Here is a 26,415-nt window from a genome sequence, read left to right on the forward strand (position 1 = left end):
CGGTCACTCAGTCGAGCCCGGTGCAGTCGCCGCCAAGCTTCGTCCCGCCCCGCGCGGCGAAGCTGCCCAGTTCGCGCGCGTCGCGTTTCGCGATCAGCGTGGTGGCACTCGGCTTGCCGTCCTTGAGAACCGCGACGGTCCAGGAATCGACGGGCCCGGTCGGTGTCGCGACGCTCTGGCTGCCGGTGACGGTGAGCGTGAAGCGGCCGATCCCGCCGTCATACTGGTAGAAGGGCAGCGAGAAGCTCTTGCCCATCGCGAGCGGCAACGCGCCGAACGTCACGCCCCAGAGATTGCCCTCCCAGATCGGTCCCGCCACCGCGACGTCGATCGGCGTGACGACGGCCTTGTCGGTCTTCGTTCCGACGATGCGGCCGGGGGTGTAGCGCAGCGCGACATGCTCGACCCCGCTCCGGCTGTTGTCGAAGGTGATCGGCGTCAGATCGTCGCGGTTCAGGACGAAGTGATCGCGCATCGCGAAATTCGCCATCGGTACGCGCTGATGGATGACGATATCCCAGGCGGGCCGGCCGTTAATGCGGGTGGCGCGGATCACCTGCCGAGTCGCGCCGATGACGGTCTGGTCGGATGATGTTCCGGCGGCCTGCGTGCCTGCGGGGGAGCCGGGGCGGTAGATCGCGAAACACTGGTCGACCGGCTTGACCCTGTCGCCCTGCGGCGCGGTCACCGCAGCCGCCGCGGCCGCTAGCATCATCAGCATGTCCATCATCCCCACCCCGTCACTGTGGGAGAGGTGTGCTACGGACATCATACACGCGTCAAGCGATCAGTCCGGAAGCACGATCCTCGGATCGGGAATGTCGAGGACCGCGCAGGTGCCGCGCTCGGCATTCTCGATCGCGATCGTGCCGCGCAACTGCCGGGCAAGGCTGCCGATCATCCGCATGCCGAGGCTTTTGCGCGAGGCGGCCTTGAGGTCGAAATCGGCGGGCAGCCCGACGCCGTCGTCGGACACGGTCAGCAGGATCCGGCCGTCGGCGTTGCGAATCGTCACCGCGATGACGCCGCCACCCTCGCCATACGCATATTTGATCGCGTTGGTGACAAGCTCGGTGACGAGCAGGCCGAGCGGGATCGCGGTATCCGCGCTGATCCGGATCGCGTCGATGTCGCAGTCGATCCGGTGCAGCGGCGCCTGTTCGGCCAGCCCCGTCGCGATTCCGCAGACGAGATCGTCGAGCGCGACGATCCCGACCTGTTCGCCACGCCAGAGCTGATCATGTGTCTGTGCGATCGCGGTGATGCGCGCCTGCGCGTCGCCGAGCAGCCGCGTGATGCGCGGGTCGTCATCCTCCTGCATCTGGAGGTTGAGCATCGCCGAGACGAGCGCGAGGCTGTTCTTGACGCGGTGGCTCGCCTCGCGCGTGAGCAGCTCCTGATGTTCCATCGCGTCGCTCAAGCGCTGTTCGGCCTGTTGCCGCTCGATCGCGACGCCGATCAGGTTGGCGAACCCCTGCATGAAGGCGAGGTCGGCGGGTTCGAACTTGCCCTCGTCGGGGCTGTCGACCTCGAGCACGCCGAAGCGCTTGCCCGACGTCTCGACCAGCACGTTGATCGCGCGGCGGATATGATGCTCGGCCATGAAGGCGGGCGTACGGAACCGCTCCTCATTCTCGAGATGGTTGGAGATCACCGGCTGGCCGGTCTCGAGCGCGAAGCCCGCGGGCGAGGCGAGATCGGTGCGCATCTCGGCCGATCCGACCACGCCCGGCGCCCAGCCGATCCCCGCGCGCACGAACAGGCTGTCCTGTTCGGGGCGATATTCGAGGAACTTGCAGTATTTCGAGCGCATCCCCTCGCCGCACAATTCGGTGGCACGCTGGAGCATCGGTTCGAGATCGCGCGCGCGCAGCGCCTCGATCCCGAAATCGGCCAGTATCGATTGCTGGCGAAGCCGGTATTGCAGCTCCCCGGCACCCGGGGGGGCATCTCCACCGGGGGAGTGTTCGATGACTGTCACGCCTGCTCCGTTCGTGGGGACCAAGATTTCCCGTACCGACCCCGGTTAGGGGATCAACATGGCGCTTGCGTGGCAGGCACCAGCTCGGTCCTACACCACCCTCGTCATCCTGACGAACGTCAGGATCCAGAGCAATCAAGCGGGCCGCGTGTGACCCTGGATCCTGACTTTCGTCAGGATGACGGAGTTTAGATGGTAGGTGGACGTCCGCCGCAGCCCGGTGCTCCGGGCCACGGCGGAGCGCCGTCGCTCAGCGCGTGAGCTTCTTGTACGCCAGACGCGTCGGGCGGTCGGCGGCGTCGCCGAGGCGGCGGCGCTTGTCCTCCTCGTACGACGCGTAATTGCCCTCGAACCACTCGACATGGCTGTCGCCCTCGAAAGCGAGGATGTGCGTCGCGAGGCGATCGAGGAAGAAACGGTCATGGCTGATGACCACCGCGCAGCCTGCGAACGTCTCGAGCGCCTCCTCGAGCGCACGCAGCGTCTCGACGTCGAGATCGTTGGTCGGCTCGTCGAGCAGGAGGACGTTGCCACCCTCCTTGAGCATCTTGGCCATGTGGACGCGGTTGCGCTCGCCGCCCGACAGCTGGCCGACCTTCTTCTGCTGATCCTGGCCGCGGAAGTTGAACGCACCGACATAGGCGCGCGTGCCCATCTCCTGCTTGCCGAAGCGGAAGATCTCGAGCTCGTCGGAGATTTCCTGCCAGACGTTCTTGTTCGGATCGAGATCGTCGCGGCTCTGGTCGACATAGCCGAGCTTGACGGTCGAGCCGACCTCGATCGTGCCCGTGTCCGGGGTTTCCTGACCGGTGATGAGCTTGAACAACGTCGACTTGCCCGCGCCGTTCGGGCCGATCACGCCGACGATGCCGCCCGGCGGCAGCGTGAAGTCAAGACCGTCGAACAGCAGCTTGTCGCCGTACGACTTGGTCAGGCCCTTCGCCTCGATCACCTTGCCGCCGAGACGCGACGGCAGCTGGATCAGGATCGCGGCCTTGCCGGCGACGCGATTCTCCTGCTTCTCCATCAGCTCGTCGAACGCGCGGATACGCGCCTTCGACTTGGTCTGGCGCGCCTTGGGGGTCTGGCGCATCCACGCCAGCTCGTCGGCGATCGCCTTCTGCTTGCCGGCCTCTTCGCGCTCTTCCTGGCTGAGGCGCTGGGCCTTCTTCTCCAGATAGCCCGAATAGTTGCTCTCGTAGGTGTAGTAGCGGCCGCGATCGAGCTCGAGCACCCAGTTGACGACATTGTCGAGGAAGTAGCGGTCATGCGTCACGAGGATGACGTTGCCGGTATATTCCTTGAGGTAGTTCTCGAGCCACGACACGCTCTCGGCGTCGAGATGGTTGGTCGGCTCGTCGAGCAGCAGGATCTGCGGCTTCTCCAGCAGCAGCTTGCAGAGCGCGACGCGGCGCTTCTCGCCGCCCGAGAGATTTTCAACCGACGCATCGCCCGGCGGGCAGCGCAAGGCCTCCATCGCCTGTTCAAGCTGGCTGTCGAGCGCCCAGCCGTCGACCGCATCGATCTTGGCCTGGAGATCGCCCATTTCCTCCATCAGCGCGTCGAAATCGGTGTCGTCCTTCGGATCGCCCATCTCGGCCGAGATCGCGTTGAACCGGTCGACGAGGTCGGCGACGGGGCGGACGCCGTCCTTGACGTTGCCCATCACGTCCTTGGTCGGATCGAGCTGCGGCTCCTGCGCGAGATAGCCGACATTGACGCCTTCGGCCGCCCAGGCCTCGCCGGTGAAATCGGGATCCATGCCCGCCATGATCTTCATCAGCGTCGACTTGCCCGACCCGTTGGGGCCGATGATCGCGATCTTGGCGGACGGAATGAACTGGAGGTGGATGTTGTTGAGGACGGGCTTTGCGGCACCGGGGAAGGTCTTGGTCAGACCCTTCATGACGTAGGTATACTGGACGGCCATGTGGGTGCCGAGCTCCATGCTTGAATGAGGCGGGATTTGACGTGCGCAGATAGCGATGCGGCGGGCCGTTGGCAAACGGGGAGCAGCGACATAGGCTGTCGCGGATGATGAAGCACACGCTCGCGGTATTGGCCGCCTCCACCCTGTCCGTTCCTCTCATGGCACAGCGGACCGCACCACCCGCCCCTGCCCCGGTCGATGCGAAGGTCGCAGCGCTCCGCGATGCCGCGCTCAAGGACGACGTCGCCTATGACATCGTCGAGGGGATGACGACCGAGATCGGCCCCAGGCTGGCGGGGACCGAGGCGGAGGCGCGTGCGCGCGCCTGGTCGGTGACGAAGCTGAAGGCGCTGGGGTTCAAGAACGTGCGGATCGAGCCGTACCAGATGCCCGTCTGGGTGCGCGGCGTCGAGACGGGCTCGATCCTGTCGCCCTTCCCGCAGGCGCTGAAGCTGACCGCGCTCGGCAATTCGGGCGCGACGCCCGTGGGCGGCCTCACTGCGCAGGTGGTGGTGTTCAAGACCTATGGCGACCTGGCGGCGGCACCCGCGGGGAGCCTCGCCGGCAAGATCGCCTATGTCGGCAATGCGATGGAGCCGACGCAGGACGGGTCGAGCTATGGCGCGTTCGGCCCTGCACGGTTCGTGGGGCCGGCGATGGCGGCGAGCAAGGGTGCCGCCGCGATCGTGATCCGCTCGATCGGTACCGATCATCACCGCAATCCGCATACCGGCACGACCAACTTCCCCGAGGGCGTCACGCCGATCCCGTCGGCGGCGCTGTCGGTACCCGATGCCGAGCTGATCGAACGGATCGCGACGCGCGGCAAGCCGATCACGATGACGCTCGTCCTGACCCCGCGGATGACGGGCACGCACGAATCGGGGAACGTGATCGCCGAAGTGCCGGGGACCGATCCCAAGGCGGGAATCGTGCTGGTCGGCGGGCATCTCGACAGCTGGGATCTCGGCACGGGCGCGATCGACGATGCGAGCGGCGTGGCGATCACCGCGGCGGCGGCCAAGCGCATCCTCGACGGCCCGCGCCCGCGGCGCACGATCCGCGTCGTCTGGTTCGGCGCCGAAGAGGTCGGCGGCTTTGGCGGCAAGGCCTATGCCGAGGCGCACAAGACCGAGCGTCACGCGACCGCGGGCGAATCCGATTTCGGCGCGGACCGCGTCTGGCGGTTCGAGACCAACCTGCCCGACAGCGCGAAGCCGGTCGGCGATCGCCTCGCCTCCGCGCTCGCCCCGCTCGGCATCGCGCGCGGCGCAGGGGTCGGCGGTGACGGCACCGATGTCGGCCCGATCATGGCGCTGGGCGTCGCGGCGATCGACCTCAACCAGTCGGGTACGCGCTATTTCGACACGCATCACACGCCCGACGATACGCTCGACCGGGTCGATCCCGAGCAGCTTCGCCAGAACGTCGCGGCCTGGACGACGATGCTCGCGATCGTGGCCAATGCGCCCGAGGAAATCGGCTCGGTCGTGCCAAGAAAGTGACCAGTTGCGGCAACCCGCCCGTCATCGGACTGTCGCAAAGCTTGCTGGTCGATGAATTTAGCGGATTGACCGCCGGTCGGGGGCCGCTATTTGACGGGGCTTCGCGACGGCAATCGGGTCGGCCGCGAGTGAAACTATGCTTGGGAGCATTCGAATGAAGAAGATCGTTCTGATCGCTGCTGCCGCCGGCCTGATGTCCGTCGCAGCCTGCAGCAAGTCGCCAGAAGCCGCCGCAGTAGAGAACAACGCGGACATGCTGGCTGACAACATGGAAATGCAGGCTGACAACATGGACGCCATGGCAGACAACACCTCGAACGCTGTCGCAACCGACGTGCTCGAGAACGCAGCCGACAACATGAACGCAGCAGCAGACAACGTCCGCGACGCTGCCGACGAGAAGACCGACAACATGAACTAAGACCTTGTCGGGCGCTTGCGCTCGACAGCGTTTTGGAGTCGGAAAGGGCGTTCCTTCGGGAGCGCCCTTTTTCTTTGGTACCCTTTTTCTTTGGAAACGCTTGCGCTAACGCAGGCGGCGGTGGGGCCTGTAGCTCAACGGTTAGAGCTGGCCGCTCATAACGGCTAGGTTGCGGGTTCGATTCCTGCCGGGCCCACCAATTTCTAAAGTTATTACTACCTTACCTCGTCAGGGATGCGCAGAATTGCGTCGTTTGTGGGGCTTTTCGTCTCATACGTTCCATACGGCGGGGTGAGAGTGCGGCGCATTCGTGGGGATATCTGGGGGTATAATTCCAGATGGCAATTTCTGTATCCCCAGATCGGTGCGTAAACGGCGGCATTCCGTCGATTCGCATGCCGGCCAATCGCCCCATCCGTAGGCTGACTTGTCCTCGGTTGAGTACTTGTCAGTGCTCGGCCGAGAGGGCGTCTCCCAGCTGCGACCAGGTACGCGCCAGAGGAACCGCCAGCCCGCGGCACGCAGCGAAGCGCCGGTCTCGCTCGTAAGGATATAGGTGAGCCCGCGCCTGTATCCTTTGGTGATCGCGGCACGCCGCGCCGCGCCGTAGAGCATTGAGCAGCCATTCGGCTTCCCGTCGGTGCATAGGCGGGTGACCTCTCTGGTCAGCCCGTCCTGCAGGACGCGTGCGCCCGGGCGGCCGACTACAGCGATGCCGACCAGCGCGCCGCCCTCCCCCGCCAAGCCATGCAGCCATAGGAAGCCCAACACCCATCCGTGGTGGCGGTGATGATCCAAGACAAACTGCCGCACCTCAATGCGCTAAACCGGGCGAAGCGTGATCATGCGGCTTCCCGCCCGTAGATCTCCGCCAGCGCCCGCTCGGTTCTCAAAATGGCTCGGCTAATGGCTTCGGGGATTTGCGGAATGACGGCGTCGCCGAACGCCTCGACGATGAGGCTGGCAGCAGACTGCCGTTTGCCATGGCCGATATCAACGCGGTGGCCAGCCAGCCGGGTAGATAGCCCATCATCCAGCCGTAGGTGATCGGCAAGGTCTGTGGGGGATCAGTCAGCCCGGTGCCGGAGAGCAGCGCTGCGATTTGTCGAAATTCCGGAAGCTATGGCGCCGCAGCGGCAAGCCAACCCTCTCGTTTCACGCATCCCCGATAATCAAGTCAGCGGGAGGCTTATAGGGATCCTCGGAGCCGAGTGCCTCGCAGGCCTCTATACCATTGTCGATTTGGACAACCGAAGTGGGAAGAAGAACCATAAGCAATATCGAAAACGCACGGTCTAAGAAGCTCTCTGCCAAGGGCAAGACCGAGTACGGCCGCGATCGTGCGAAGGATGCAGATGCCAATGGCGGCACGTTCAACGCCACTTGGCGAAGCTGCACGCGGGCTACTACGACGCGATGTGACTATGGCGCCCGGTTCGGAAGAGCCGGGCGTTTTACTCGGCGAACCTCATTAGTCGTCCAATAGTCCGTCGTAGAAGCGCCGCCTCTTTCCGAACGGGGCATTGCTTTGGTTGATGTGTGGTGTTCAGTCAAAAACGAACTTCAGCTGGTTACACGAGCACTTTACGCATTTCCGTGCTTCCGTCTGACCAGCGACCTAAATCATCCGAGATTGGCCTCCATTCCGGATATTTAGTGAACGCTGAGCCAGATCGAGTGGAGTGACGGAAGGTTGATTACGCTCGCGGCTAAGACGCCAACCACAGCCAAGATTAAGCTGGGGGCAGCGCTTTGGATATAAGCGCGAAATGGTACTGGCTCGAGCGGCCGCACAAAGAAGGGGTGGGCTGCAATTGTCACGAGCACCTGAACCGCGCTCGCCGCAACGGCAAATGCCAATGGCGCAGGTTTGAGTAGCATCAGCCCGAGTAGAGGTAATATAGATATCGAAGACGAAATAAGGGTCCACCTTAACTCATGACCAGCTCGCCCAGTGGCCTGAGCAAGCATTCCGATACTCAATCCAATTGGCCTCACCGCGCCAAACGTCGCCAAGGCTATAACTATGGGGACGGCTTGAATGAAACGGAGGCCATACATGATCTCGACCAGCCACGGTGATAGAACAGCCACCCCTGCGAATGTCAGACCACTTAATGTTGAGGTTCGACGCACTGACAATAAGAATGCAGCCTGAAGCTCTCCACGGTCCCCTTGCAGCAAAGCAAAAGACGGTAGCGTCAGACGGGCTATAAGCGGCTGCATGAACCGCATAGGATACGACACCAGCTCTTTCGCGAGATAGTAGGTTCCCGCGGCGCGAGGACCGAATATTCCTGAAACTATAAGCTGATCCGCCTGCGCACGAATTTGACTTATAACCTGCGATCCTGCCTGATTTGCTCCAAAAGCTAATGCGCGCGGTGCGAGGCTGCGGTCAAATTCGTAGTGCGGCCTTGTCTCTCGAGGCGCGGTAACGCTCATCAGGGCTAGCTTTGATGTCGTGAAGACGACCATTCCAGCAATTATCGCGCCCGGGCCGAGCACGTGTAAAGCCAGAAGACCCGTGGTGGCACCGAAGGCCACAATTCTTCCGACGATCTCATACTGTGCCAGCCGTCTCGCCTTGAAGGTGCGGATCAGGTTGGCCTGATATTGTCCGCTTACTCCAACCAGAAAAAGATTGAGAGCCACCAGCATAAAAAGAGGCTGTGCTGACGGCATTTTATACAGCGAACTCAGTAGCCCTGAGAGTAAAAACATCCCAATTGCCGAGACCAATCCAAAAGCGGCACTCGTCCAGAATAGAGTGGAATGACTCCTTCTGTCCGCGTCTCCCAAGTGAACGCAAAAGCTGGATAGTCCCATATCTTGAAACGCCAGAACAATATTTGCGCTGACTGCGACTATTGCCAAAATACCAAATTCGATGGCGGACAAATATCGCGCTGCAATTGCCATTTGCGCTATCTGAAATACAGCGCCAATGCCAGTTGCGGCAACGGTCCACACCCCGTCTCTGTTTTTCATCGAATTGCGCTAACAGCTTCGCTTATCATGGCAGAAGCACGCCGATATTCGGCCGCAACTGCCTGTGCCGAACTCTTCTTCACAGCATAGATATCTCGCAGTAAGCTTAGAACGTGCTCCGTAAGGCTACCGTCAAGGAGCGCTGATATCGGGCGGGCTAGTATCGGAAGACCAAGCTGAGCCATTATCCCCTCGGACTTGTGCTCGTAATTAAGTGCTATCGCGGGTGTGCCAGCCCCAAGGGCTATGATTGCACTGTGGAGCCTTGTTCCGACAACAAGATCGCAGGTTGAAAAAAGCGCGCCTAGTTCAAGGTCATTGAGTTCATCCATGACGACTCTGAAATGGCTCGGGTCTTGGACGCGACCGGCAATGCTCAGAGCGATCATCCTATCGTCACGGTTATAACTATCAATGCCGGTACACGTCGAACCAGCGACGATGTCGTACCCCTCTTCGATTAGCCGATCGCACATAGCCGCTACTGCTATTTCATATGCTTCCTGCGTAGTATTGAGGCGCTTGTCGAACGGCGCCAAATGCCGAACGGTGATACCGATACGCGATCGCGCTGTTCGGTCTGCAGTTGGCTCATCCTTCGGCGGATGCACGAGCCAAGCGGTGTCACTTCCGGCTCTGACGTTTTCAAGCGGCATACCAGCATCAGTGAGCAACCCCATGCTGATAGGCTCACGAATCGTGACACGTCGCGAGTTCGTTAATAAGGCCCGAACAAATCGTTGGTACCGCTTCCCCCCAAGAGGTCCCATGCTGTGCCCAAGCACCAAAAGGGGTGTCTCTGCTAAAATAGCCGCAAAGCATGTTTCAAACTGGCGGGGCCCATATAGGTCCACGAAAAAAGACCCTCCAACCTGGATAACTGCATCAAACTTTTTAATGTATTTGATACGGTCACGAACAACTGCCGGAAGCAATGCAAAGGCGCCTGGGACTTCTTCGACTGCGGCGAGTAGAAGGTAGGGAAGCGCCCGCCGAGCAAGGTCTCCTGCACGACCTGGCTGGAACCGTAAGTCATGAAAAAGATCGTTTTCGATTGGACGACTGAGCAGGTAACTTGAACTAACGGGATACCGGCTGGTCATCACGATTTCGGCGCCAGGCAACTCGTTCTCGAGTGCCTTAATCAAACCGCGCGCGATAGCGGCATCCCCACGATTGCCGCACGTGTGATTTCCGACCAATAACAACCGCATGTCATTCCCCAAGCTTCCCCATCCCGCGTCGGATGACATCGGCGGCAGCTACCAGCGATGGAAATGTACAGCAACCGCGGTGTGAGGACGGTGTACCGGCAGCCCTTGTAGTGACATTTAAGAGTTGTCAATAACAGTCCAGCAGCGCCTCGCCCCCGGGGATGTAGCGCTCGTCGGTGAGGTTGCGCGATCGACTTGCGTCGACCCGGACGTTCCCCGATGCAGCCGCCCAGGACGCGCGGCCTTCGGGCGCCTGCCGCACCTCAGGCACGAGTCCTACTGTTCTACAACCAGGTGCGGCTGGCGGTTTATTGGCTGATAGGCAAGGACGATTGACGGCATATAACGCCGCCAAACGGTGATGATTAACGTTAAACTCATAAGCTCACCACCGTCTTCAATGAATGAGCTAATTGTTTGAAAGTGCTCAGCGTCAATAAGTAGAGTGTGAATACTATCGAAGACTACTCCAAAGAACGCCATAATACCGAACCCCGCAAGCAGCATGAGGGCGGGCGACTTACGTCTGCTTGGAAGTTTCCGAAATCCGTGCAGAGCCAGTGCGAGTGGTGCGCCGCTGACCAGAGCAGCCGAAGGAAGGCTACCCCACTCTCCGAGCAGCGCCGGATCAGAAAGCCACGCACCGATATGCTCGTGAAGCTGAAGGGAGTCGTCTGTTAACACTGCCAAGAAGAGCACGGCATAAGCAGCATAAAAAAACTCTTTCGACTTTGAGAAAGCGTAAGCAGCGAGTCCGACTATATAAGCTTCCTTTGCATACCCCCAACGCTCAATCAACGATCCGTCTAGGGACGAAAACTTTAAATCGTCGTGAAAGAAACTTGTAGTGATATTATAATGCTCGACGTAGGCCCATCTTAGAAAGACGATTAGCAAGAGCAAGTCGACCGTCAATATTAAGCCCAGCCACATTAAGGTACGCGATACTGACCTATCCGCCTTACTATTCATCCTACCCCCTAGATTGTCACAAATCTGTAGCCTTTCGCTATAGGGGGGCAAGACAAGGTTGCAGGTTTGCTGTCCTGAAATGTGACGTATTTATGTGCTAGCGGCCGAACGTGTGCGCCGGGTTAGCAGCGATCTGGCGTCGAATTTGGTCCGCGCGAGCTGCGCTACATAATTCAGCGCTCGGCCATCTTTCGCGCCTTCTTACCGATAAAATATTGATCGTCGTCGAGCCTGCCGCGCCCCGATGCAGCCGCCCAGGCCGCGCCGCCGTCGCGCGCTTGCCGCACTCCCCGCACCGGAAGAACCGGGTCATCGACGACACAGCCTCGGTCCCCGGGCAGGCTTCGACGTTGACCTCCTTATATCATCTACAGTCACAGGTCAGATCTATGGTCGGTATTATAACGCTGCTGGTGCCGATGGATGCATGTTCACCAGCAATCAAGGGGACCGAAAATACGTTATTGGATTTTCGATAAGCTTTACAAGCGATGAAAGCACTCGACTCAAAAGAGCCGGACGTTTCTACTAATAACAAGTCATGGGCGAGGTGATCATAGTTGCTCATGCATATGACAATCTAGCCACAGACACAGCGATCTTATTCGCTTGGAGGGCGGCATGCCTGTGGCGAAAAAACCTTAAGACCATACAACCTCTGCTCCAAACAACATAAGTTGTCACCGTAAACGCAGGTATCTGACCGTACCGTCCTAGAGTTCTAGTTGTTCGCTTCACGCGCATTCACTTGATGGTGAGCTAACCAATACCAATAGGCTGTGTTAACCATTGCATAGCGTCAGCCTTTTGCAGCATCTGCAAAGATCATCGCTGGCCGCAAGCCTTCTTCTACCGAAAAGACGCGGCTGTCCCGAAATCGCACAAAGGCTGGGTAGCGGCCGTTTTGAAACAACATACCCGTTTGCATAACCATATGGCCCCCGATACTTGTTTGCTCGACATAAGGTAGAGGAGATCATCATGAAGCGTTTACTTCTTTCGACAATGGCATTCGTATCTGCATTCGCGATAGCCCCAGCGGCTCACGCAGTTAACTTCACTCCGAACGACCCGGAGTTCACCGTCAGCGGCGATATAAAGAATGGTACCGTTTCCGCAGATTTCGGCCGGGCGGGCATCAAGCGTGGTGCATTCACGGATACTTTCAATTTCATCATCGATCAGGCCGGTCTGGCTAGCGGTACGCTCAGCACGAGCACGACGCGGTTCTTCAGCCCGACAGATCTTGATATCCTGTCGGTGTTCATCAATGGCTTCGCAGCGTCGAAGACTGTTGTCGGCAAGGCCGAGTTTTTCGAGATCAACAACGTGGCGATCGCAAAAGGTGCGACGAACCAGATCGTCGTGAACGGCCTCTCGCGTGGTAACGGTTCCTATGCCGGCACCGCAACCTTTGAGCCGACGGCAGCAGTTCCCGAGGCCGGTACCTGGGCAATCATGCTGTTCGGTATCGGCGGTATCGGCTCATCGATGCGCGTTCGTCGTCGCCAGGCGAAGATCGCATTCGCCTAAGCAGATTTCACAGCCGGTCCCAGTGTCCGGCCGTGTGAAGGCAGCCGCCAACCTTTCGAGGTTGGCGGCTGTTTTCATTTGAATCCAGCGCGATTGCGGCTGCGGAGGGATTGATGTGGCGCGACGACCGCCGTTGACCGACACCTAAGCGTACGGTCAGGCGCGAACTGGTCGAAGTCGACTTCCTTATGCCGTCCACAGCCACGGAGCAGATCTATGGTCCGGATACCGAGGGACCACATGGGTCGGGTCTAAGTGGTCAAACGTCAACGGAGTGACAATGCAGAAAATCCAATAAGAGCCGCGCTCATTGAGACCGTCAACGGTCGCGTAGACACACCAGCGGTCCGCCTAACCCTGCGCTGTCTCTGACATCACTGCCCCGAGCGCCGGCCCCTCGTGTTCTTTTGGAAAGCCGCGCAGCAGGATAGCGAAATTGGTCGGTGCCAGAGTGTGACGGCCTCATTCAACGGCACTGTGCGGCAGCTGCGTCGGTCCGGCACATATACCGTAGTCGGCAATACGCGGGCTAGCATTGGCATCAAGAATTTTCAGTTAATCCACTTTAACCGCGTGGAGTTGCAATTACTAAACAGATTCAATGCATAAATCCCCTTGTCGAAAGACAAGCACTTTCAAATCTGGGGGTTCAAATGCGCTACTGGCCAATCGGCAAGCCCATTCGGGGTTAACTTTGCCATCAGCTTGGGGATCACTATTGGCGTCATTGACGTATCCTTCAGGGTGCAAAGCAATGCGTTACTAGGCCAATGGTGACCCTTACAACGGCTGAAGCTTAAAATGCCCGGCTTTCCGAGCCGGGCATTTTTTGTGTTCACGACCGCGTCATATCCTTTGCCGGACTCTCATCGGTGCATTTGCGAAAAAGCAAGGCCAAGAGGTTTCACTGCCTTTTGCATGGCTGTGTGCGCAGTCTTAAACCGCCCGCCTACCAGATAGCCAGTTAAAGGCGTTCGTTACGCCGAACTACTGCGACGGCCCTTCGTTGATCGCATCGACTTTCCGAACGAGGACACGAGCAAGAGCAACCGCCGCAGGGAGTGCATGCTATGCGCGCCTGGCGTAGCGGTCGAGCTGCGCTTCGAGCCGAGCAACCCATACGACGGAAACGCCGTTGCCATATTTAGCGAGCGCGGCACCCAACTGGGCTATGTCAGCGCAGAGCGCGCGCCGCTGATCGGCAAGCGGATAAAGGAAGGCGAGGCGATCGCCGTCTTTCAGACGATGCACGGAAGCGGGGTGCCTACCCTGCCCGACCCGGTCCCCGATGCTTTAAAGCGCCCACCTCCCCGCCAGGCTCGGCCGGCGCAGCGACCGGTCTACGATCCCCACGCCTTTTACCCTGACAAGGAAGGCCCCGAATTCGGCGTTTAACATCGGGGTTGCGGCCCGGTTTGACCTATGTTTTCAATATGAAGCCCAGCAATTTCGTCCCGTACTATGATCGACTCCTAGGGCAAAGGCTGGGGCTGACGAACGCGACACGATCGCTAAGGCCCGCGAAGATAGATTTGGGAAACGGGACGCCCTCAAAGCAATGCGTGCCGCACTGCTCGAGATGGTGCCTGAATCGCACTCTGGTTACCGAACTTCCGATCCAGCTGAACTGTCCGCAGACACTGCAAACACGTTCCACCCTGGCAAGATAGTGCCAGCGGCCGCGCAAGAGCGGTAGGCGTCATTCTCGGCATGGTGAAGTGCATCGGCTAAGAAAGAGGCCACAAGCGGATTGTTAGATACGTCGGCGACGTGAAGCGCCCAAGCGATCGCGGAACGCAAGATTTCTGCGTCGTGTCCAAAGGGCGTGTTCATGGGGCGGCTTGTTACAAAGCGAATTCTTGGGAGCCAAGCTCGCGTTCGGCATACAAGGTTAAGATTAACCTAGGTTATTTTCCGTAAGGACCCAAGTCAGCCTGACTGAACGCGCTGCCAGCTATACTGGTGAGCAAGGATCTGAATGGGGCACCTGACCGATCGCGTCACGCTGTTGCCGGCGTGCCGAGGTGCACCCAGCGAGCAGCTGATCGGATAGGACTGACGCCGCTTCGATGTCGAGCGTGACAGCAACGCCCGGCCCATCGATCAGCACCCTCCCCTCGTTTGCTGAGACGTTCAGAATTTCCGGACGCAAGGAACGCAGCATGCCAATTCTCCCGTAGACCAATCAGCGACCAGTGGCGGCAGATCGTTCCGGGTATTGATCCACGGCAGGACGATACTCAGTGACCGAGATCGCTTGCCTCCTGTTGAGGGAGGCCCTGAGTTTGGAGCGGAGCAGCGCGCTAGCTAGGTCAGAAAACGTCAGTCCCAGTGACGCTCTTGCATACGAAGGTCGATCGTATACTTTCGGTCGAATTGCAGGAGTCGAACGATGAAATATCGCGTTGCAGTTGCGCTGATCCTCACTCCCATTGGCGTAAAGGCGCAAACGTCAGAAGCCCCTGCCAAGGCCGTAGAGGCGCCAGCCAAAGCGAAGAAGATCTGCCGGTCAATGACTCCGACGGGCTCCTTCATGGCCACGCGCGTCTGCAATTCAGCTGCAGCGTGGCGCAAATTTGATGGGATTACTGCCGACGGCGCGCAGCAGACCCGGGATGTCTATCGAATGCCTACGACCGGCGTGCCGCACTGAATTGGATGAGGAAGGGCCGGAGTTCGGGGCTTAGCCTGGAGGTTGCTCAGTACCGTAGATTAAGACACGATAAGGTGAGGGATAAGCCCAAGCTCACCAACGCGGAAATAACAGCGGCGGATGCCCAATTCCCGCACCACGCGGCGCGAACGTGGGCCACCTAGGCCGATGTGTTTCCCGATATCAAGAATGCGATGACTTTATCGAATTTGTTTTTCTCTCAATGTGGGATGGGCCAATTCGTCCACAAATGCGTGCAGTCTACAGCGCCCTCGGGAACAGAAATTTGGTCACTCGCTGCAAAGTCATTACGAAAGCGATTGAAGCTGGCCCGACGCCTAAGCTAGCTGCCGACTGGAAAGTTCTGGTCGCCGCCCTCAGGCAGGGGGCCGACAGACGTGCGGAATATGCTCACGCCCGTTCTGTCACCTTCGGCGGGGGCATTGCCATTGAGATTGACGAAATAACCGGCTTGGGAGTCGGGCATCGGCGGCTAGGACCGCGCGAGATGCAGCTGCGACGTTCAAAACTTAATGACGAAAGGGTTTGGACCTTGAGCGGGCTGGTCGATGAATATCGACGCCTGACCGACCTTCTCGCCCATATCCAAGCGTTCGCGGGTAGGTCACGGGATGCCTCTGATGCATCGCGTCCAAAGGCGGCTCCTGGTCATGGCGTGTAGACTCGTCCAGTGTGAAACGCCCTCTCCGACCATCTGGTCGAGGTGGGTCCAGCGCTCCGGCCGCTCACGGCGCACCGTGGAATCGGCTGAGGTGGTTGTTGTAGTGGTCCCGGAGCGGTTCACGTCCTTGGCGCGGTTTTCGCGTTCTTCGTCGAGCGCGACATGCACCGCTTTCGAATAGGTTTCTTCCGCCCGAAGGTCGACCTCAAGGGCAGCCAGCCGCTCCTCAAGGTTCGTAACTTTGTCCTAGAGCGGGGAGATGGCGTCTTCTGATACGTCTTCTGCGATCGCCATCGTTGCATCGTGCGCGATCTACTGTTCCTTACATCCGATCAGCGCCAGCGACATCGCGACTAGTATTAAAACCCGCATAGCACTTCCCCGCGCCCCCAAGATCCGAGGATAGGTACACGAGCTCCAGCACTCCTGCATTTAGGATTGAGGGTGTCGATGATCATGCGCCGCTCGCATGCGCCGCGAGGGCCGCAGCGGCGATTTCCTGCAATGCCGCCGCCTGACAGTGGAATCGGATGCCGCAATCTGATTGAGCGCCGAGAGAAGCTGCTCATTGCGCGCGCACAACGCCGCTTTAGTCATGCTGGCACGAAGCGGCGGATTCCCGACACGTCGGCCGCGCATAACCGTCGCAGATTAGGCGTTCCGGGGGCGGCTCAGGGGGTATTTCGAATTACCCTCGCCCAATATCCCCGCAAGGCCATCCGAACATGCTGCTGGCGATTCCCAAACCTTCCGGCCGTTGCCGCACCTGATGCGCGGCAACGCCTTGTCTCGCGCGATCTGACAGGATCCGGAGGCTCTCCCGGTGACCAACGATCGCGCGCGCCCAGTGCCCGCTCGTCGGCGTTGAGGACAATCGCGCGGTGGCGGCGTTCCTCCGCTGGCAGGCGTCGCGGCGAACCGCGAGTGACGTGCTGGTTCAGCTAGGCGGCGTTTCGCCCTATCATCGTAGGGAGGCTAGCGAGGCTCCTGCCTGCTCTTTCGCGTGCTCGGGCAGTCGATCTTGTGGGGATTACATTCTTATTGAACGCATCCGGGCAGCGAATCAGGATCGCACCTGAACTCCATCGTGCCGTTTTTGTTCTCAATCAGTTTGCAACTACCCGCCAGCTGCGAGTGCAGAAAGATAAGGACAATCAAGCAGCTCGGGGAGCCTCGACGTCACCCGGTGGCCAGCCTAGCCCGTCATCAAATAAATGACTGTTGGGTCACTCTTGATGTCTTGTTAACCATACAAAAACAGGACTTATTGCGCGCTATGACGGTGCGAAACGCGCCGCGGAGCAGAGGATGTTTCAATGGTAATGATCCTGGTGGGCTGGGCCGGCTCTTCCGTCGCAGCGTTTCTCGGTCTCGGGTACGCCGCTCACAAGCTCAAGCACGTATGAAACAGGGACCGGGCTAAGATCCACACGCGTTCTATCCGGACGAGGACGGGCTCGACCGGGGAGGCGACCGAGAGCGTCGAGCGACTGACGACGGGCCGACTTGCGCCTACCGAGCAGTTGATCGGTAGGGACGGACGCCGCCTCTATGTCGCGCGTGACGGCTCAGCCGGGTCCGTCGATCGGCACCCTCGCCTCCTTCGCCGAGACGTTCAGAGCTTCAGACTGCACCTTCGACTGCATGGCCAAACGCGATGCCATTTCTGGTCATCGATCACGATCATGCGTGTCCGATGGCGCTTCCCATCGGTAAGATCATGAGGCGCGGCGACCGCCTGTTGCGACACCGCATCCGTCACGATCGGGCCGGAAAACTTCCGTCGGGAAGTGGAGCAGCTGCACCTTTCCCGATCGGTAGGGGAACCTAGACCACTCCCGCCGCTTGCTCAGGGAAATTCGCATCATATAACCGGCGAATCCAAGGATATGCGGAGGTCTCCTATAATCCGATTGGAGTAGTGCGTCTTAAGCCATTAGGATTATAGTCGAGAATTTCGGAGTATGATAAGGAAAGAATGGCGACGCTGGTTGCCGACTTTCGAGGATAGTCCCATGATAAACAAGGCAATCATAGTCGGAATGCTTGGATTGACGACAATTTGTGCAACACCCGCTGCAGCTGTATCAATCATGGATCCGACCGACGACTTCATTCCGTCATATACTGCGGGTCCGCGTTTTGCAGATCTCGACGTCACAGGCTTCTCGGTCAATTACGACAGTATGTCGCAATTCTTCACGCTAGGCGCCACTTTCGCCGGGGATATCGATCCGCAGACGGCGGGTCTGTACATTTTCGGCGTCAACACCGGTACAGGCATCGCCAGGCCTTTTGCCTCGATCGGTCAACCCGATGTGATCTTCAATCAGGCCATCGTGATACAGAAGAACGGCACCGGATCGGTCGGTCCAAACGCCTTGGACCCAGCTGGTATTTCCATCGCGGGGAACATGCTGACAGCGCGGGTTCCGCTCGCCTTGCTGCCAAGCACGGGCTTTGGGCCAACGCAATATGGGTTTAATCTCTGGCCCCGAAACGGTGTGGGTAACGTCAACCAGATTACAGATTTCGCACCTGAAAATGCGACCGTTTCGATCGGCGCGGTTCCAGAGCCGGCAACGTGGCTCATGATGCTCGTCGGCTTCGGGGGAGTTGGCTTCAGCCTCCGCCGGCGCATCGGTAAAGTCGTCACAGGTACTGTTTACGCCTGATCTCGATGGCAGTTCATCCCAGATAGAGCCGCCGCCCTTCAATGGTCGGCGGCTTTTCAGTCCAGCGTCATCTGCGTCTGATTTCTGACCCCAGAATGAGGGCGTCGAGGATCCTGCAGCTTGCTGAACTATATAATCGCCGAAGGGGTTCCTAGTGCGACAATATGCTCGACGGCGTCCTCGGTAATTTCCTGGGCACCCTCCAGCCCGAATTCGCCAAGATAGGACCAGGCGACCCACCCGACATATCTCGGCAGGCCCGGAATGGCGAGGCCGACGGATCGGCCGATCGTCACGCCATAATCCGCTTTCACCCTAAAACCACGCGTAGAGACGCCCGTCACAGTCGCGGGTATCATTTCGCCCAGCGGGGTGATCAGAAGCGCCCCCAGGTTGACGAGATGCCGGGATGCGCAACGACGTTCGATCAGCGCCGGCGAGATATCGCTCGCGATTTTGCGATACATATTCATCTGAAGGCTAGCTTCGGCAGTTTGCGTCCTTGCACACACGTGGCCATCACGGTCGCTGGCTTTGCATCGAAGACTGGACTGCCTTACCGCCATCGACGTCGGCCTGCTTGCTTATGGCGTGGACAATCGCCTCTGCTTCTTTCTTCAACGCGATGATCCGCGCCCGGTCGTCGTCCGTGACGAAGTCACGGGGTTTTTCATCGAAGACGCACAAGGCTCCGAGTACGGTGCCGTCTTCGTCGCGTAGCGGCGCACCGATATAGAATTGAATGCCTTCGATCGTGTCGACGAAGGGGTTGCCGGCGAAACGCTCGTCTGCGCCGGCGTCCGGAACGATCGTCAGTTCGTCGGGGGATAGAATGGCATGCGCACAGAAGGACGTAGACCTCTTATAGATGCCGGCCTCGAAACCCGCTGCGGACAATACGTAAGTCGAGTCCTGATAGACGATGGTGATGGCGGCGGACTTTGCTTTCAGGGTATCGCGGACAGCATCCAAGATCGGCCGGAATCTGCCGACATGCGGACTGGCGATGAGATTGCTTGTCGCAATGGCCCTTTCGCGCTCGCGTTCATTTTCCGGCTTATCCGCCATGATGTAGAACGAGATCGACATATCATATCCTAGCCCTATGTGCCCAATCGAGCAGATAGGTAGCCTAAGCGTCCGTTTGCCCGGCCTATGACGATATAAAGCAATAGCTAACAAAGGGTTGGGATCACCGCCCGCCCTATCGAACGGCACCCTCCCCTTGTCTCCCCCGACGTTCAGCGGGCGATCCAGGCGGTGACTCCGGCAAGGCTGCGGAAGTCGTCGACCGCGCGGACGTCGAGCGTGGGATAGGCGGCGCGGACCATGTCGGCGAGCGCGGTGCCGGGGCCGAGTTCGAGCAGACGGTCAACGCCGCGTTCGACGAGGGCCTCGAGCGTGGCGGCCCAGTCGATCGTCGTGTCGAGCTGGGCCGCGAGCCCTGCGATGCCGGCGGCGCCGCGAACGATCGCGGCATCGGTTGCGCCGATCAGCGTACGACCCCGGACCGGCCGTGCGGGCTGGGCTTCGAGCAGCGCGGCTTGGAACGGGGCGACCGCAGCGGACAGGCGACGGGTGTGCGACGCGACGCGGACCGCGATCGGGCGAGCGGTCGCTGCGCCCTGCGACAGTGCCGCGTCGCAACAGGCGGCGACCTGCGCGCGGGTGCCGCCGATCACGAACAGAAGGCCGGGATTGACGATCGCGATGCTGCAGTCGAACCGCGCGACCAGCGCCTCGACCGCGTCGCGCGGCAGGCCGCGGACGAAGCCGAGGCCATCCTCCGCGCCGCCGGCCGCGTCCATCGCCGCCGCTCGCGCCGCGGTGAGCCGTAGCGTGGCGGCGGGCGACCACAGGCCGGCAATGCCCCAGGCGGTCATCTCGCCAACGCTATAGCCCGCGACCAGCGCCGGACCGATCGGTTCGAGACACGCCGCCGCCGCCAGCCCGCGCGCGACGCACAGGATCTGGCTCGTCGCATTGGCGTGGAGCCGGTCGTCCGCGGCGGTGCGGACGAGCTGATGGACGTCCTGTCCGAGGATAGCGGTGGCCTCGGCGAGGATCGGTGCGGCGGCGGGCTGGTCGACGAACAGGTCGAACATCGCGCGATCCTGCCGCCCCTGCCCCGAACAGAGCAGCACGAGCGTCACGCGTCGTGCGCCGCGACGAAGAAGGTCATCGCGAGCAGGTCCGCACAGCCCCCCGGACTGAGCCGCCGGGCGACGAAGCGGTGATGGACCGCGATCGCGCGCGCGCGCCAGTCCGCCGCGGCGATGCCTCCCGTCGCGAGGAAGGCGCTGGCCTCGTCTTGCGCGAAGGCCAGGCCGGCGGGGCCGCCGCGATAGAGGAGATTGGTGTCCGCGACGCCGACGATCAGCGCCATCAGGACCTGCACCGCCTGCGCGTTCCGGTTGTCGGGCCGCAGGCGCCGTGCGGTAGCGAGCGCGGGCAAGGCGGTGGCGTAGAGCGCGGGGAAGCCGGCGGCGGCCTCGGCCCGTGCGCCGCCCGCGGCATGGCGGCGCGCGACGGTGGTGCCATGGCTGTGCAGCGCGACGGGCCCGCGCAGGATCTCCGCGCCCCAGTGCTGCGCGACGATCGTCCCGAGCGGTGCGGCGATGCCATAACGCGCGCGGAACCCCGTAGCGGCGCAGAGCAGGCCCATGCCAAAGATCGCACCGCGGTGCGTGTTCACGCCGCCCGTCGCGACCATCATCGCCGCCTCCGCCGCGATCCCGATCGCGCGCAGCCGGTCCATCCCCGCGCCCGCGGCGCCCGCCTGGGCCAGAGCGGCAAGATAGGGGGCGAGTGCGTCGGCGCTGCGGTTCATCATCGCCGCATCCATGTCGTCATGCGCACCCGCATCCACCGGGCTGACGAGGCCGGGCTTGGGATAGGTCGCGATCTCCCGCCTGAGGCACGAAGCGGCGGCGTGGCCGATCGCGTCGGTGTCGACCGCGGGTGTCGCCGCGACGAGCGCGGTCATGCGAACACCGCCGCGCGCGGGGTCACGCCGTTCGCGTGCGCCGCCTTGACGAGCAGATCGGGTGCGTCCGACGCCCATTCGCGCCACTGCACCGCATGTCCTTGTGGGGTGAGCAATTCGCCGTCGATCCGCATCGGTACGGTCGCTCCGATGGTCAGAAGCGCGCGAGCACGTGCGGTCGCGGTGCGCTGATCCGCCACCGTCCAGAGCAGGTCGAGATCCGAACCCGGCGACAGATAGGCCAGTCCTGTCAGATGCGCCCAGGCGAGGCTGCCGAAACAGCGCGTGTCCGGGTCGAGCGTGACGAGCGCGGCGATGCTGTCCTGCCAGGCGGGGGGTGCCGCCGCCGCCGCATCGCGCAGCAGTGGCGGCGGGGCGTCGGCGCGGATCGCGTCGGGGGGCACGGCGAAGGCGAGCCGCTGCTTGCCGATCGAGGGCGGCAGGGGCAGCCCCAGCGGGACCAGGCACGGCAGTTCGCCGACGACCGGCCGCCGCGCGATCAGCGGGCGGTCGTCCCTGGCCCAATCGGCAAGCAGCGCCGGGGCGTTGGCGAGCCCGTGCGCGGCGAGGATGGCGGGCCAGCGCTGCGGGTCGATCCAGACCAGCCGGTGTCGGTCGAAGCGCATCAGCGTCGCGCCGCCGCGGCCACCTCGCCCGCAATCGCCGCCGCCTTGGGCCGGCCCTGACGCTCGGCCCCGAGCGTCGCACGCGCATCGTGATCGCGCGGCGCGGCGAGCAGCGTCGCGAGCTGATCGGCCAGGCTGCGCTGCGGATCCCAGACTTCGGCGACCCCGCCGACGCTGACCAGATTGTCGAGGCCGGGGGCGAAGACCGGGGTGGTCTTGGCCTTGTCCTCGAGCAGATCGATCGACAGCTTGGTGACGCGCGCCATCGAGGCGAGGTCCATGACTTCGGGATGCGCGCCGGGCAGCGCGACGAGCGTGTCGCAGGCGAGCGCGGTGGAGATGAACGCGCCGGCCGCACTGCCGCCATAGAGCAGGCCGATCGTACGGTGGCCGCGCGCCTCGGCGAGGAGCAGCGACTTGGCGAGATGCGCGAGATATTCGCTGAGGCCGAGCAGTTCGTCGCGTCGACTCATCCGCTGGCTCGCGCTGTCGACGAGGAAGAGGATCGGCGCGTCGTCGTCGCTGCACGCGATCGCGAGCACCGCGCCGGACAGGCGGATCGCCTGGTCGATGCCGATCGGCGCGCGGGCGGTGGCGCCGATCACATGCACGACCCGTCCGCCGGGCGATGTGCCTCGCCCGAACAGCAGGTCGCCCTCCGCGGTGACATCATGGCCGGCCGGAAACAGCGAGTCGAGGATCTCAGCGGGCGTCATCGGCGCTCTCCCGGTACTGGGCGGCTAGGGTCGCGAAGGCGGCGGAAGGCATGTCGGGGATCGCCCGCGCGTCGTCGATGCCCAGCGTGCGCCATATGTCGGTCGCGTCGGCGGCGTCGCCGAACCGGGCGATGCGGCGTTCGAGGCGGTCCTGTTCCGCGTCCAGAGTGGCCAGATCGAGACCGGGTCGCTCCCCTCTCCCGAACGGGACAGAGGAGGCGTTCCGGACGGAACCCGCCTTGGCTGGTCGCACGAGCGCCGCGAGCATCGCCGCGCGGAACGCCGCCGCATCGTCGTCGACGAACAGGTCCGCGCCACCGATCAGCGTGCGGTGCTTGCCGCCCATCGTCCGCCAGACCAGGGCGCGATCGCGCGAGTCGAATTCCTCGACGCCCTTGTTGGTCTCGATCACCTCGGGGCCGGTGACGCTGATCCGGCCCTGTTCGGAGATGATCAGCGTCGAGCAGCAGCCGGCGATCAGCCCGCCGCCGCCATAACAGCCAGCGCGCCCGCCGATCAGCCCGACGACGCGCACGCCCGCGATCCGCGCTTCGGTAACCGCGCGCATGATCTCGGCGATCGCGATCTCGCCGGCATTGGCCTCCTGCAGACGCACGCCGCCGGTGTCGAACGCGATCACGACATCGCGGTTAAGGGCTTTGGCGGCGCGGAGCAGCCCGGTCAGCTTGGCGCCGTGCACCTCGCCGAATGCGCCGCCCATGAAGCGGCCCTCCTGCGCGGCGATCAGGATCGGCGTGCCGTCGACCGTCGCAGCGCCGACGACGATGCCGTCGTCAAACTGCGCGGGCAGGTCGAAGATGCCGAGATGCGGGCTGGTCTCGCGACGCTCGGGACCGACATATTCGGTGAAGCTGCCGGCATCGACCAGCGCCGCGATCCGCTCGCGCGCGCCGGCCTCGTACCAGCTCTGATGAAGACTGCTCATGCTTCGGGCTCCTCGATCATGCGGACGGCCTGGGCGAGGCGCAGCGACACCGTATCGGGTCGCGCGCCGCCATCGTTGATCGCGATCCGCAGGCCGCCCGCCGCGCGCCGGCCGACGAAATCGGCGACCACCGCGTCCCACAGGTCGCGAAAGCCGTGCGCCGCGGTGCTGATCTCAATCGCGCACCGATCGGCCGCGGCGCCGCGCTCGACCAGCACTTCCAGATTGCCCGACGCGACCACGCCGACCAGCGCCATCGCGCGCGTGCCGCCCGCGGGGACGGGCGCGGCGATATCGAAATGCAGGATTTCCATGCTTCTATCCCCTACCAGTTCCGGAACCGGCTCGGCGGCCGGTAGAGCCCGCCCGAGGCGAGCATCAGGTCCTTGATCGAACGCGCGGCGAGCATGTTGCGGTTCGCGTCGAGCGGGTCGATGCCGAGATCCTCGGGCCGCTGGATGATCTTCCGCTCGCGCAGCCGTTCGACCATCGCCTTGTCGCGGCCGCGGCCGATCTCGGTAAAGCCCGCCACGCCGCGGATCGCCTGTTCGCGCTCGTCCGCATTGCGGCAGAGCAGCAGATTGGCGATGCCCTCTTCTGTGACGATGTGCGTGGTGTCGTCGGCGTAGACCATGATCGGTGCGAGATCGAGATCGAGCTTTTCCGCGAGTTCAAGCGCGCCGAGCTTCTCGACGAACAGCGGCGCGTTGCCCTCGCCGAACGTCTCGCCGATCTGCACCACGAGCTTGCGGCCGCGCCGAAGCGGTGCCGCGGTATCGGGATCCGCCTCCGCGCCGGCCTGCAACCACGGTGCACTCGGATGGCGCCGGCCGCGCGCATCCGAGCCCATGTTGGGCGCGCCGCCAAAGCCGGCGATGCGGTTCGCGGTGATCGTCGAGCTGTGCCCGGCAAGATCGATCTGCAGCGTCGAGCCGATGAACATGTCGCAGGCATACAGCCCTGCGGTCTGGCTGAAGGCGCGGTTCGAGCGGAGCGAGCCGTCGGGGCCGGTGAAGAAGATGTCGGGCCGCGCGGCGAGATAATCCTCCATCCCGACTTCGGAGCCGAAGCAATGGACCTGCTCGACCCAGCCCGCCTCGATCGCGGGGATCAGTGTCGGGTGGGGGTTGAGCGCCCAGTGCGTGCAGATCTTGCCCTTCAGGCCGAGCTTCTCGCCATAGGTCGGCAGCAGCAGCTCGATCGCCGCAGTGTTGAAGCCGATGCCGTGATTCAACCGGCGCACGCCGTAGGGCTGATACAGCCCCTTGATCGCCAGCATCGCGGTCAGGATCTGAGTCTCGGTCATCGCCGCGGGATCGCGCGTGAACAGCGGCTCGACATAGAAGGGCCGCCCGGCGTCGAGCACGAAATGGACCTGATCGCCGGGGATGTCGACGCGCGGCAGCGTATCGACGATCTCGCCGACCTGCGCGATCACGAGACCGCTGCCGAAGCTCGTCGCCTCGACCACGGTCGGCGTGTCTTCGGTATTGGGGCCGGTATACAGGTTGCCGTGACGATCCGCGCTGACCGCGGCGATCAGCGCGACCTGCGGCGTCAGATCGACGAAATAGCGCGCAAACAGTTCGAGATAGGTGTGGATCGCGCCGAGCTCGATCTTGCCGCCGAACAGCATCCTCGCGATCCGTGCCGATTGCGGGCCGGAGTAGGAGAAGTCGAGCCGCTTCGCGATGCCGCTGTCGAACACGTCGAGATGCTCGGGCAGCACGACGCCCGATTGCACCATGTGCAGATCGTGGATCCGCGCCGGGTCCATCGCGGCCAGCCCCTTGGCCAGGACGTCCGCCTGTTTCTGGTTGTCGCCCTCGAGACAGACCCGGTCACCGGGCCTCAGCACCGCTTCGAGAAAGTCGACGAGCGTTTCGGGATCGACCAGCTTGCCGGTGGCAAAGCCCCGACCAGCCGCGATCCGCTCCTCGCGCATCTGCTTGCGCGTATTCCATTGCCGCACCGCATCGCCTCCTGACGCTTATTCCGGCTCTCTTGTATTCGCTATTGCTCCAAACGCAACCCTGTGCATACTTGATGACGTATAAGACGCCAGATCGAATACAGAGAGAGGATATGCCATGAGCGAGCCCCTACCCGTTGCCGCCACAGATGCGGGACGCGGCGCATGATCGCCGGAGTAGCACTGCTCGCGATCTGTACGCTGATCGGGCAATTGCTCGGCGAAGGCCTTGGCGTGCTGCTCGGCGTGAAAGCCAATGTCGGCGGGGTCGGCATCGCGATGATCCTGCTGATCGCCGCGCGGATGTGGCTGAAGACGCGCGGTCGCTACAATGAAGGCGTGTCGCGCGGGATCGGCTTCTGGGGTGCGCTGTATATCCCGATCGTCGTCGCGATGGCGGCGCAGCAGGATGTCGTCGCCGCGGTCGAGGGCGGTCCGATCGTGCTGATCGCGGGCGTCGGCGCGCTGCTGCTGTGCTTCAGCGCGGTCGCGATCATCAGCCGGTTGTCGGGCACGCCCGAGACGATGGACGAGATCGAGGCGCGCGAGTCGCGTGAAGCCGAGATGGCGATCGCCGCCGGATCCCCCGCCCCGATCACCCCGCGCTGAGGA

General features: G+C 62.1%; 24 protein-coding genes and 1 tRNA gene. 8 read left to right on the plus strand and 17 right to left on the minus strand.

The genetic code is table 11. The features are described 5' to 3' along the window. Window positions 1-7 precede the first annotated feature (7 nt). The 3 genes from C8J24_RS15565 to ettA all read right to left on the minus strand — a co-directional run bounded on the left by C8J24_RS15565 (window position 8) and on the right by ettA (window position 3,911). Entirely contained in the window at window positions 8-721 is a 714-nt protein-coding gene (locus tag C8J24_RS15565; RefSeq protein ID WP_146163714.1) for a DUF3108 domain-containing protein, read from the minus strand. Between the two features lie 66 nt (window positions 722-787). After that, window positions 788-1,981 (minus strand): sensor histidine kinase, encoded by a 1,194-nt coding sequence (locus tag C8J24_RS15570; protein WP_244180764.1) that lies wholly within the window; start codon window positions 1,979-1,981, stop codon window positions 788-790. A 250-nt stretch (window positions 1,982-2,231) separates the two neighbouring features. Then, window positions 2,232-3,911, minus strand: a complete 1,680-nt coding sequence (ettA, locus tag C8J24_RS15575) for an energy-dependent translational throttle protein EttA (RefSeq protein WP_031439507.1) — start codon at window positions 3,909-3,911, stop codon at window positions 2,232-2,234. Between the two features lie 104 nt (window positions 3,912-4,015). Between ettA and C8J24_RS15580 the strand changes: the two genes are divergently transcribed. The 3 genes from C8J24_RS15580 to C8J24_RS15590 all read left to right on the plus strand — a co-directional run bounded on the left by C8J24_RS15580 (window position 4,016) and on the right by C8J24_RS15590 (window position 6,036). Further along, window positions 4,016-5,416, plus strand: a complete 1,401-nt coding sequence (locus tag C8J24_RS15580; RefSeq protein WP_107933786.1) for a M20/M25/M40 family metallo-hydrolase — start codon at window positions 4,016-4,018, stop codon at window positions 5,414-5,416. Between the two features lie 154 nt (window positions 5,417-5,570). After that, window positions 5,571-5,837 carry a hypothetical protein gene (locus C8J24_RS15585; RefSeq protein ID WP_031393308.1) on the plus strand — a complete coding sequence of 89 codons (267 nt, stop codon included), beginning with the start codon at window positions 5,571-5,573 and terminating at the stop codon, window positions 5,835-5,837. A gap of 123 nt (window positions 5,838-5,960) precedes the next feature. Beyond that, a tRNA-Ile gene (locus C8J24_RS15590) sits at window positions 5,961-6,036 on the plus strand. Window positions 6,037-6,107: 71 nt separating this feature from the next. Here the strand turns inward: C8J24_RS15590 and C8J24_RS18030 are convergent. The 5 genes from C8J24_RS18030 to C8J24_RS15615 all read right to left on the minus strand — a co-directional run bounded on the left by C8J24_RS18030 (window position 6,108) and on the right by C8J24_RS15615 (window position 11,014). Further along, window positions 6,108-6,650 (minus strand): XF1762 family protein, encoded by a 543-nt coding sequence (locus C8J24_RS18030; protein WP_338110821.1) that lies wholly within the window; start codon window positions 6,648-6,650, stop codon window positions 6,108-6,110. Between the two features lie 840 nt (window positions 6,651-7,490). Continuing rightward, entirely contained in the window at window positions 7,491-8,828 is a 1,338-nt protein-coding gene (locus C8J24_RS15605; protein ID WP_107933788.1) for an oligosaccharide flippase family protein, read from the minus strand. Next, entirely contained in the window at window positions 8,825-10,042 is a 1,218-nt protein-coding gene (gene wcaK / locus C8J24_RS15610) for a colanic acid biosynthesis pyruvyl transferase WcaK (RefSeq protein WP_107933790.1), read from the minus strand. Before wcaK ends, C8J24_RS15605 begins: the two co-directional genes overlap by 4 nt. 127 nt (window positions 10,043-10,169) lie before the next feature. After that, the gene (locus C8J24_RS17645) at window positions 10,170-10,313 is read right to left on the minus strand and encodes a hypothetical protein (protein WP_167396785.1); all 144 of its coding nucleotides are present in this window, start codon (window positions 10,311-10,313) and stop codon (window positions 10,170-10,172) included. Between the two features lie 5 nt (window positions 10,314-10,318). Next, window positions 10,319-11,014, minus strand: coding sequence for a hypothetical protein (locus tag C8J24_RS15615; protein WP_167396786.1), 696 nt, complete (start codon window positions 11,012-11,014; stop codon window positions 10,319-10,321). 981 nt (window positions 11,015-11,995) lie between these two features. Between C8J24_RS15615 and C8J24_RS15620 the strand changes: the two genes are divergently transcribed. The 4 genes from C8J24_RS15620 to C8J24_RS17910 all read left to right on the plus strand — a co-directional run bounded on the left by C8J24_RS15620 (window position 11,996) and on the right by C8J24_RS17910 (window position 18,557). Further along, entirely contained in the window at window positions 11,996-12,547 is a 552-nt protein-coding gene (locus tag C8J24_RS15620; RefSeq protein ID WP_107933794.1) for an FxDxF family PEP-CTERM protein, read from the plus strand. A gap of 1,065 nt (window positions 12,548-13,612) precedes the next feature. Continuing rightward, window positions 13,613-13,942 carry an HIRAN domain-containing protein gene (locus C8J24_RS15630; RefSeq protein WP_107933796.1) on the plus strand — a complete coding sequence of 110 codons (330 nt, stop codon included), beginning with the start codon at window positions 13,613-13,615 and terminating at the stop codon, window positions 13,940-13,942. 997 nt (window positions 13,943-14,939) lie between these two features. Continuing rightward, the gene (locus C8J24_RS17415) at window positions 14,940-15,200 is read left to right on the plus strand and encodes a hypothetical protein (protein ID WP_146163715.1); all 261 of its coding nucleotides are present in this window, start codon (window positions 14,940-14,942) and stop codon (window positions 15,198-15,200) included. A gap of 2,697 nt (window positions 15,201-17,897) precedes the next feature. Then, on the plus strand, window positions 17,898-18,557 hold the full coding sequence (locus C8J24_RS17910; protein ID WP_244180766.1) for a PEPxxWA-CTERM sorting domain-containing protein: 660 nt from the start codon (window positions 17,898-17,900) through the stop codon (window positions 18,555-18,557). Between the two features lie 128 nt (window positions 18,558-18,685). On the opposite strand, the gene C8J24_RS15645 is transcribed toward C8J24_RS17910, so the two are convergent. The 9 genes from C8J24_RS15645 to mdcA all read right to left on the minus strand — a co-directional run bounded on the left by C8J24_RS15645 (window position 18,686) and on the right by mdcA (window position 25,803). Further along, on the minus strand, window positions 18,686-19,030 hold the full coding sequence (locus C8J24_RS15645) for a hypothetical protein (protein WP_107933800.1): 345 nt from the start codon (window positions 19,028-19,030) through the stop codon (window positions 18,686-18,688). Between the two features lie 46 nt (window positions 19,031-19,076). Next, window positions 19,077-19,646, minus strand: a complete 570-nt coding sequence (locus C8J24_RS15650) for a GAF domain-containing protein (protein WP_208620973.1) — start codon at window positions 19,644-19,646, stop codon at window positions 19,077-19,079. Between the two features lie 152 nt (window positions 19,647-19,798). Further along, complete coding sequence (locus C8J24_RS15655; RefSeq protein WP_107933801.1) at window positions 19,799-20,710, minus strand: ACP S-malonyltransferase; 912 nt, start codon at window positions 20,708-20,710, stop codon at window positions 19,799-19,801. After that, on the minus strand, window positions 20,707-21,543 hold the full coding sequence (gene mdcB, locus C8J24_RS15660) for a triphosphoribosyl-dephospho-CoA synthase MdcB (RefSeq protein WP_107933804.1): 837 nt from the start codon (window positions 21,541-21,543) through the stop codon (window positions 20,707-20,709). Before mdcB ends, C8J24_RS15655 begins: the two co-directional genes overlap by 4 nt. Further along, window positions 21,540-22,169 (minus strand): malonate decarboxylase holo-[acyl-carrier-protein] synthase, encoded by a 630-nt coding sequence (gene mdcG, locus C8J24_RS15665; RefSeq protein ID WP_107933806.1) that lies wholly within the window; start codon window positions 22,167-22,169, stop codon window positions 21,540-21,542. The genes mdcB and mdcG overlap by 4 nt, the downstream gene beginning before the upstream one ends. Then, a complete protein-coding gene (locus C8J24_RS15670) occupies window positions 22,169-22,885 on the minus strand; it encodes a biotin-independent malonate decarboxylase subunit gamma (RefSeq protein ID WP_107933809.1) in 717 nt (238 codons plus the stop codon). Before C8J24_RS15670 ends, mdcG begins: the two co-directional genes overlap by 1 nt. Then, window positions 22,872-23,831: a biotin-independent malonate decarboxylase subunit beta gene (locus C8J24_RS15675; protein ID WP_107933811.1), complete on the minus strand. Its 960-nt coding sequence runs from the start codon at window positions 23,829-23,831 to the stop codon at window positions 22,872-22,874. Before C8J24_RS15675 ends, C8J24_RS15670 begins: the two co-directional genes overlap by 14 nt. Next, a complete protein-coding gene (gene mdcC, locus C8J24_RS15680; protein WP_056408413.1) occupies window positions 23,828-24,145 on the minus strand; it encodes a malonate decarboxylase acyl carrier protein in 318 nt (105 codons plus the stop codon). The genes C8J24_RS15675 and mdcC overlap by 4 nt, the downstream gene beginning before the upstream one ends. 11 nt (window positions 24,146-24,156) lie before the next feature. After that, window positions 24,157-25,803 (minus strand): malonate decarboxylase subunit alpha, encoded by a 1,647-nt coding sequence (gene mdcA / locus C8J24_RS15685; protein WP_107933813.1) that lies wholly within the window; start codon window positions 25,801-25,803, stop codon window positions 24,157-24,159. Between the two features lie 165 nt (window positions 25,804-25,968). Here mdcA and madL point away from each other — a divergent pair, with 165 nt between their 5' ends. After that, window positions 25,969-26,412 (plus strand): malonate transporter subunit MadL, encoded by a 444-nt coding sequence (gene madL, locus C8J24_RS15690; protein WP_107933815.1) that lies wholly within the window; start codon window positions 25,969-25,971, stop codon window positions 26,410-26,412. The last annotated feature ends 3 nt before the right edge of the window (window positions 26,413-26,415 follow it).

Source organism: Sphingomonas aerolata, assembly GCF_003046295.1.
In the GTDB taxonomy this organism is placed as follows: domain Bacteria; phylum Pseudomonadota; class Alphaproteobacteria; order Sphingomonadales; family Sphingomonadaceae; genus Sphingomonas; species Sphingomonas aerolata.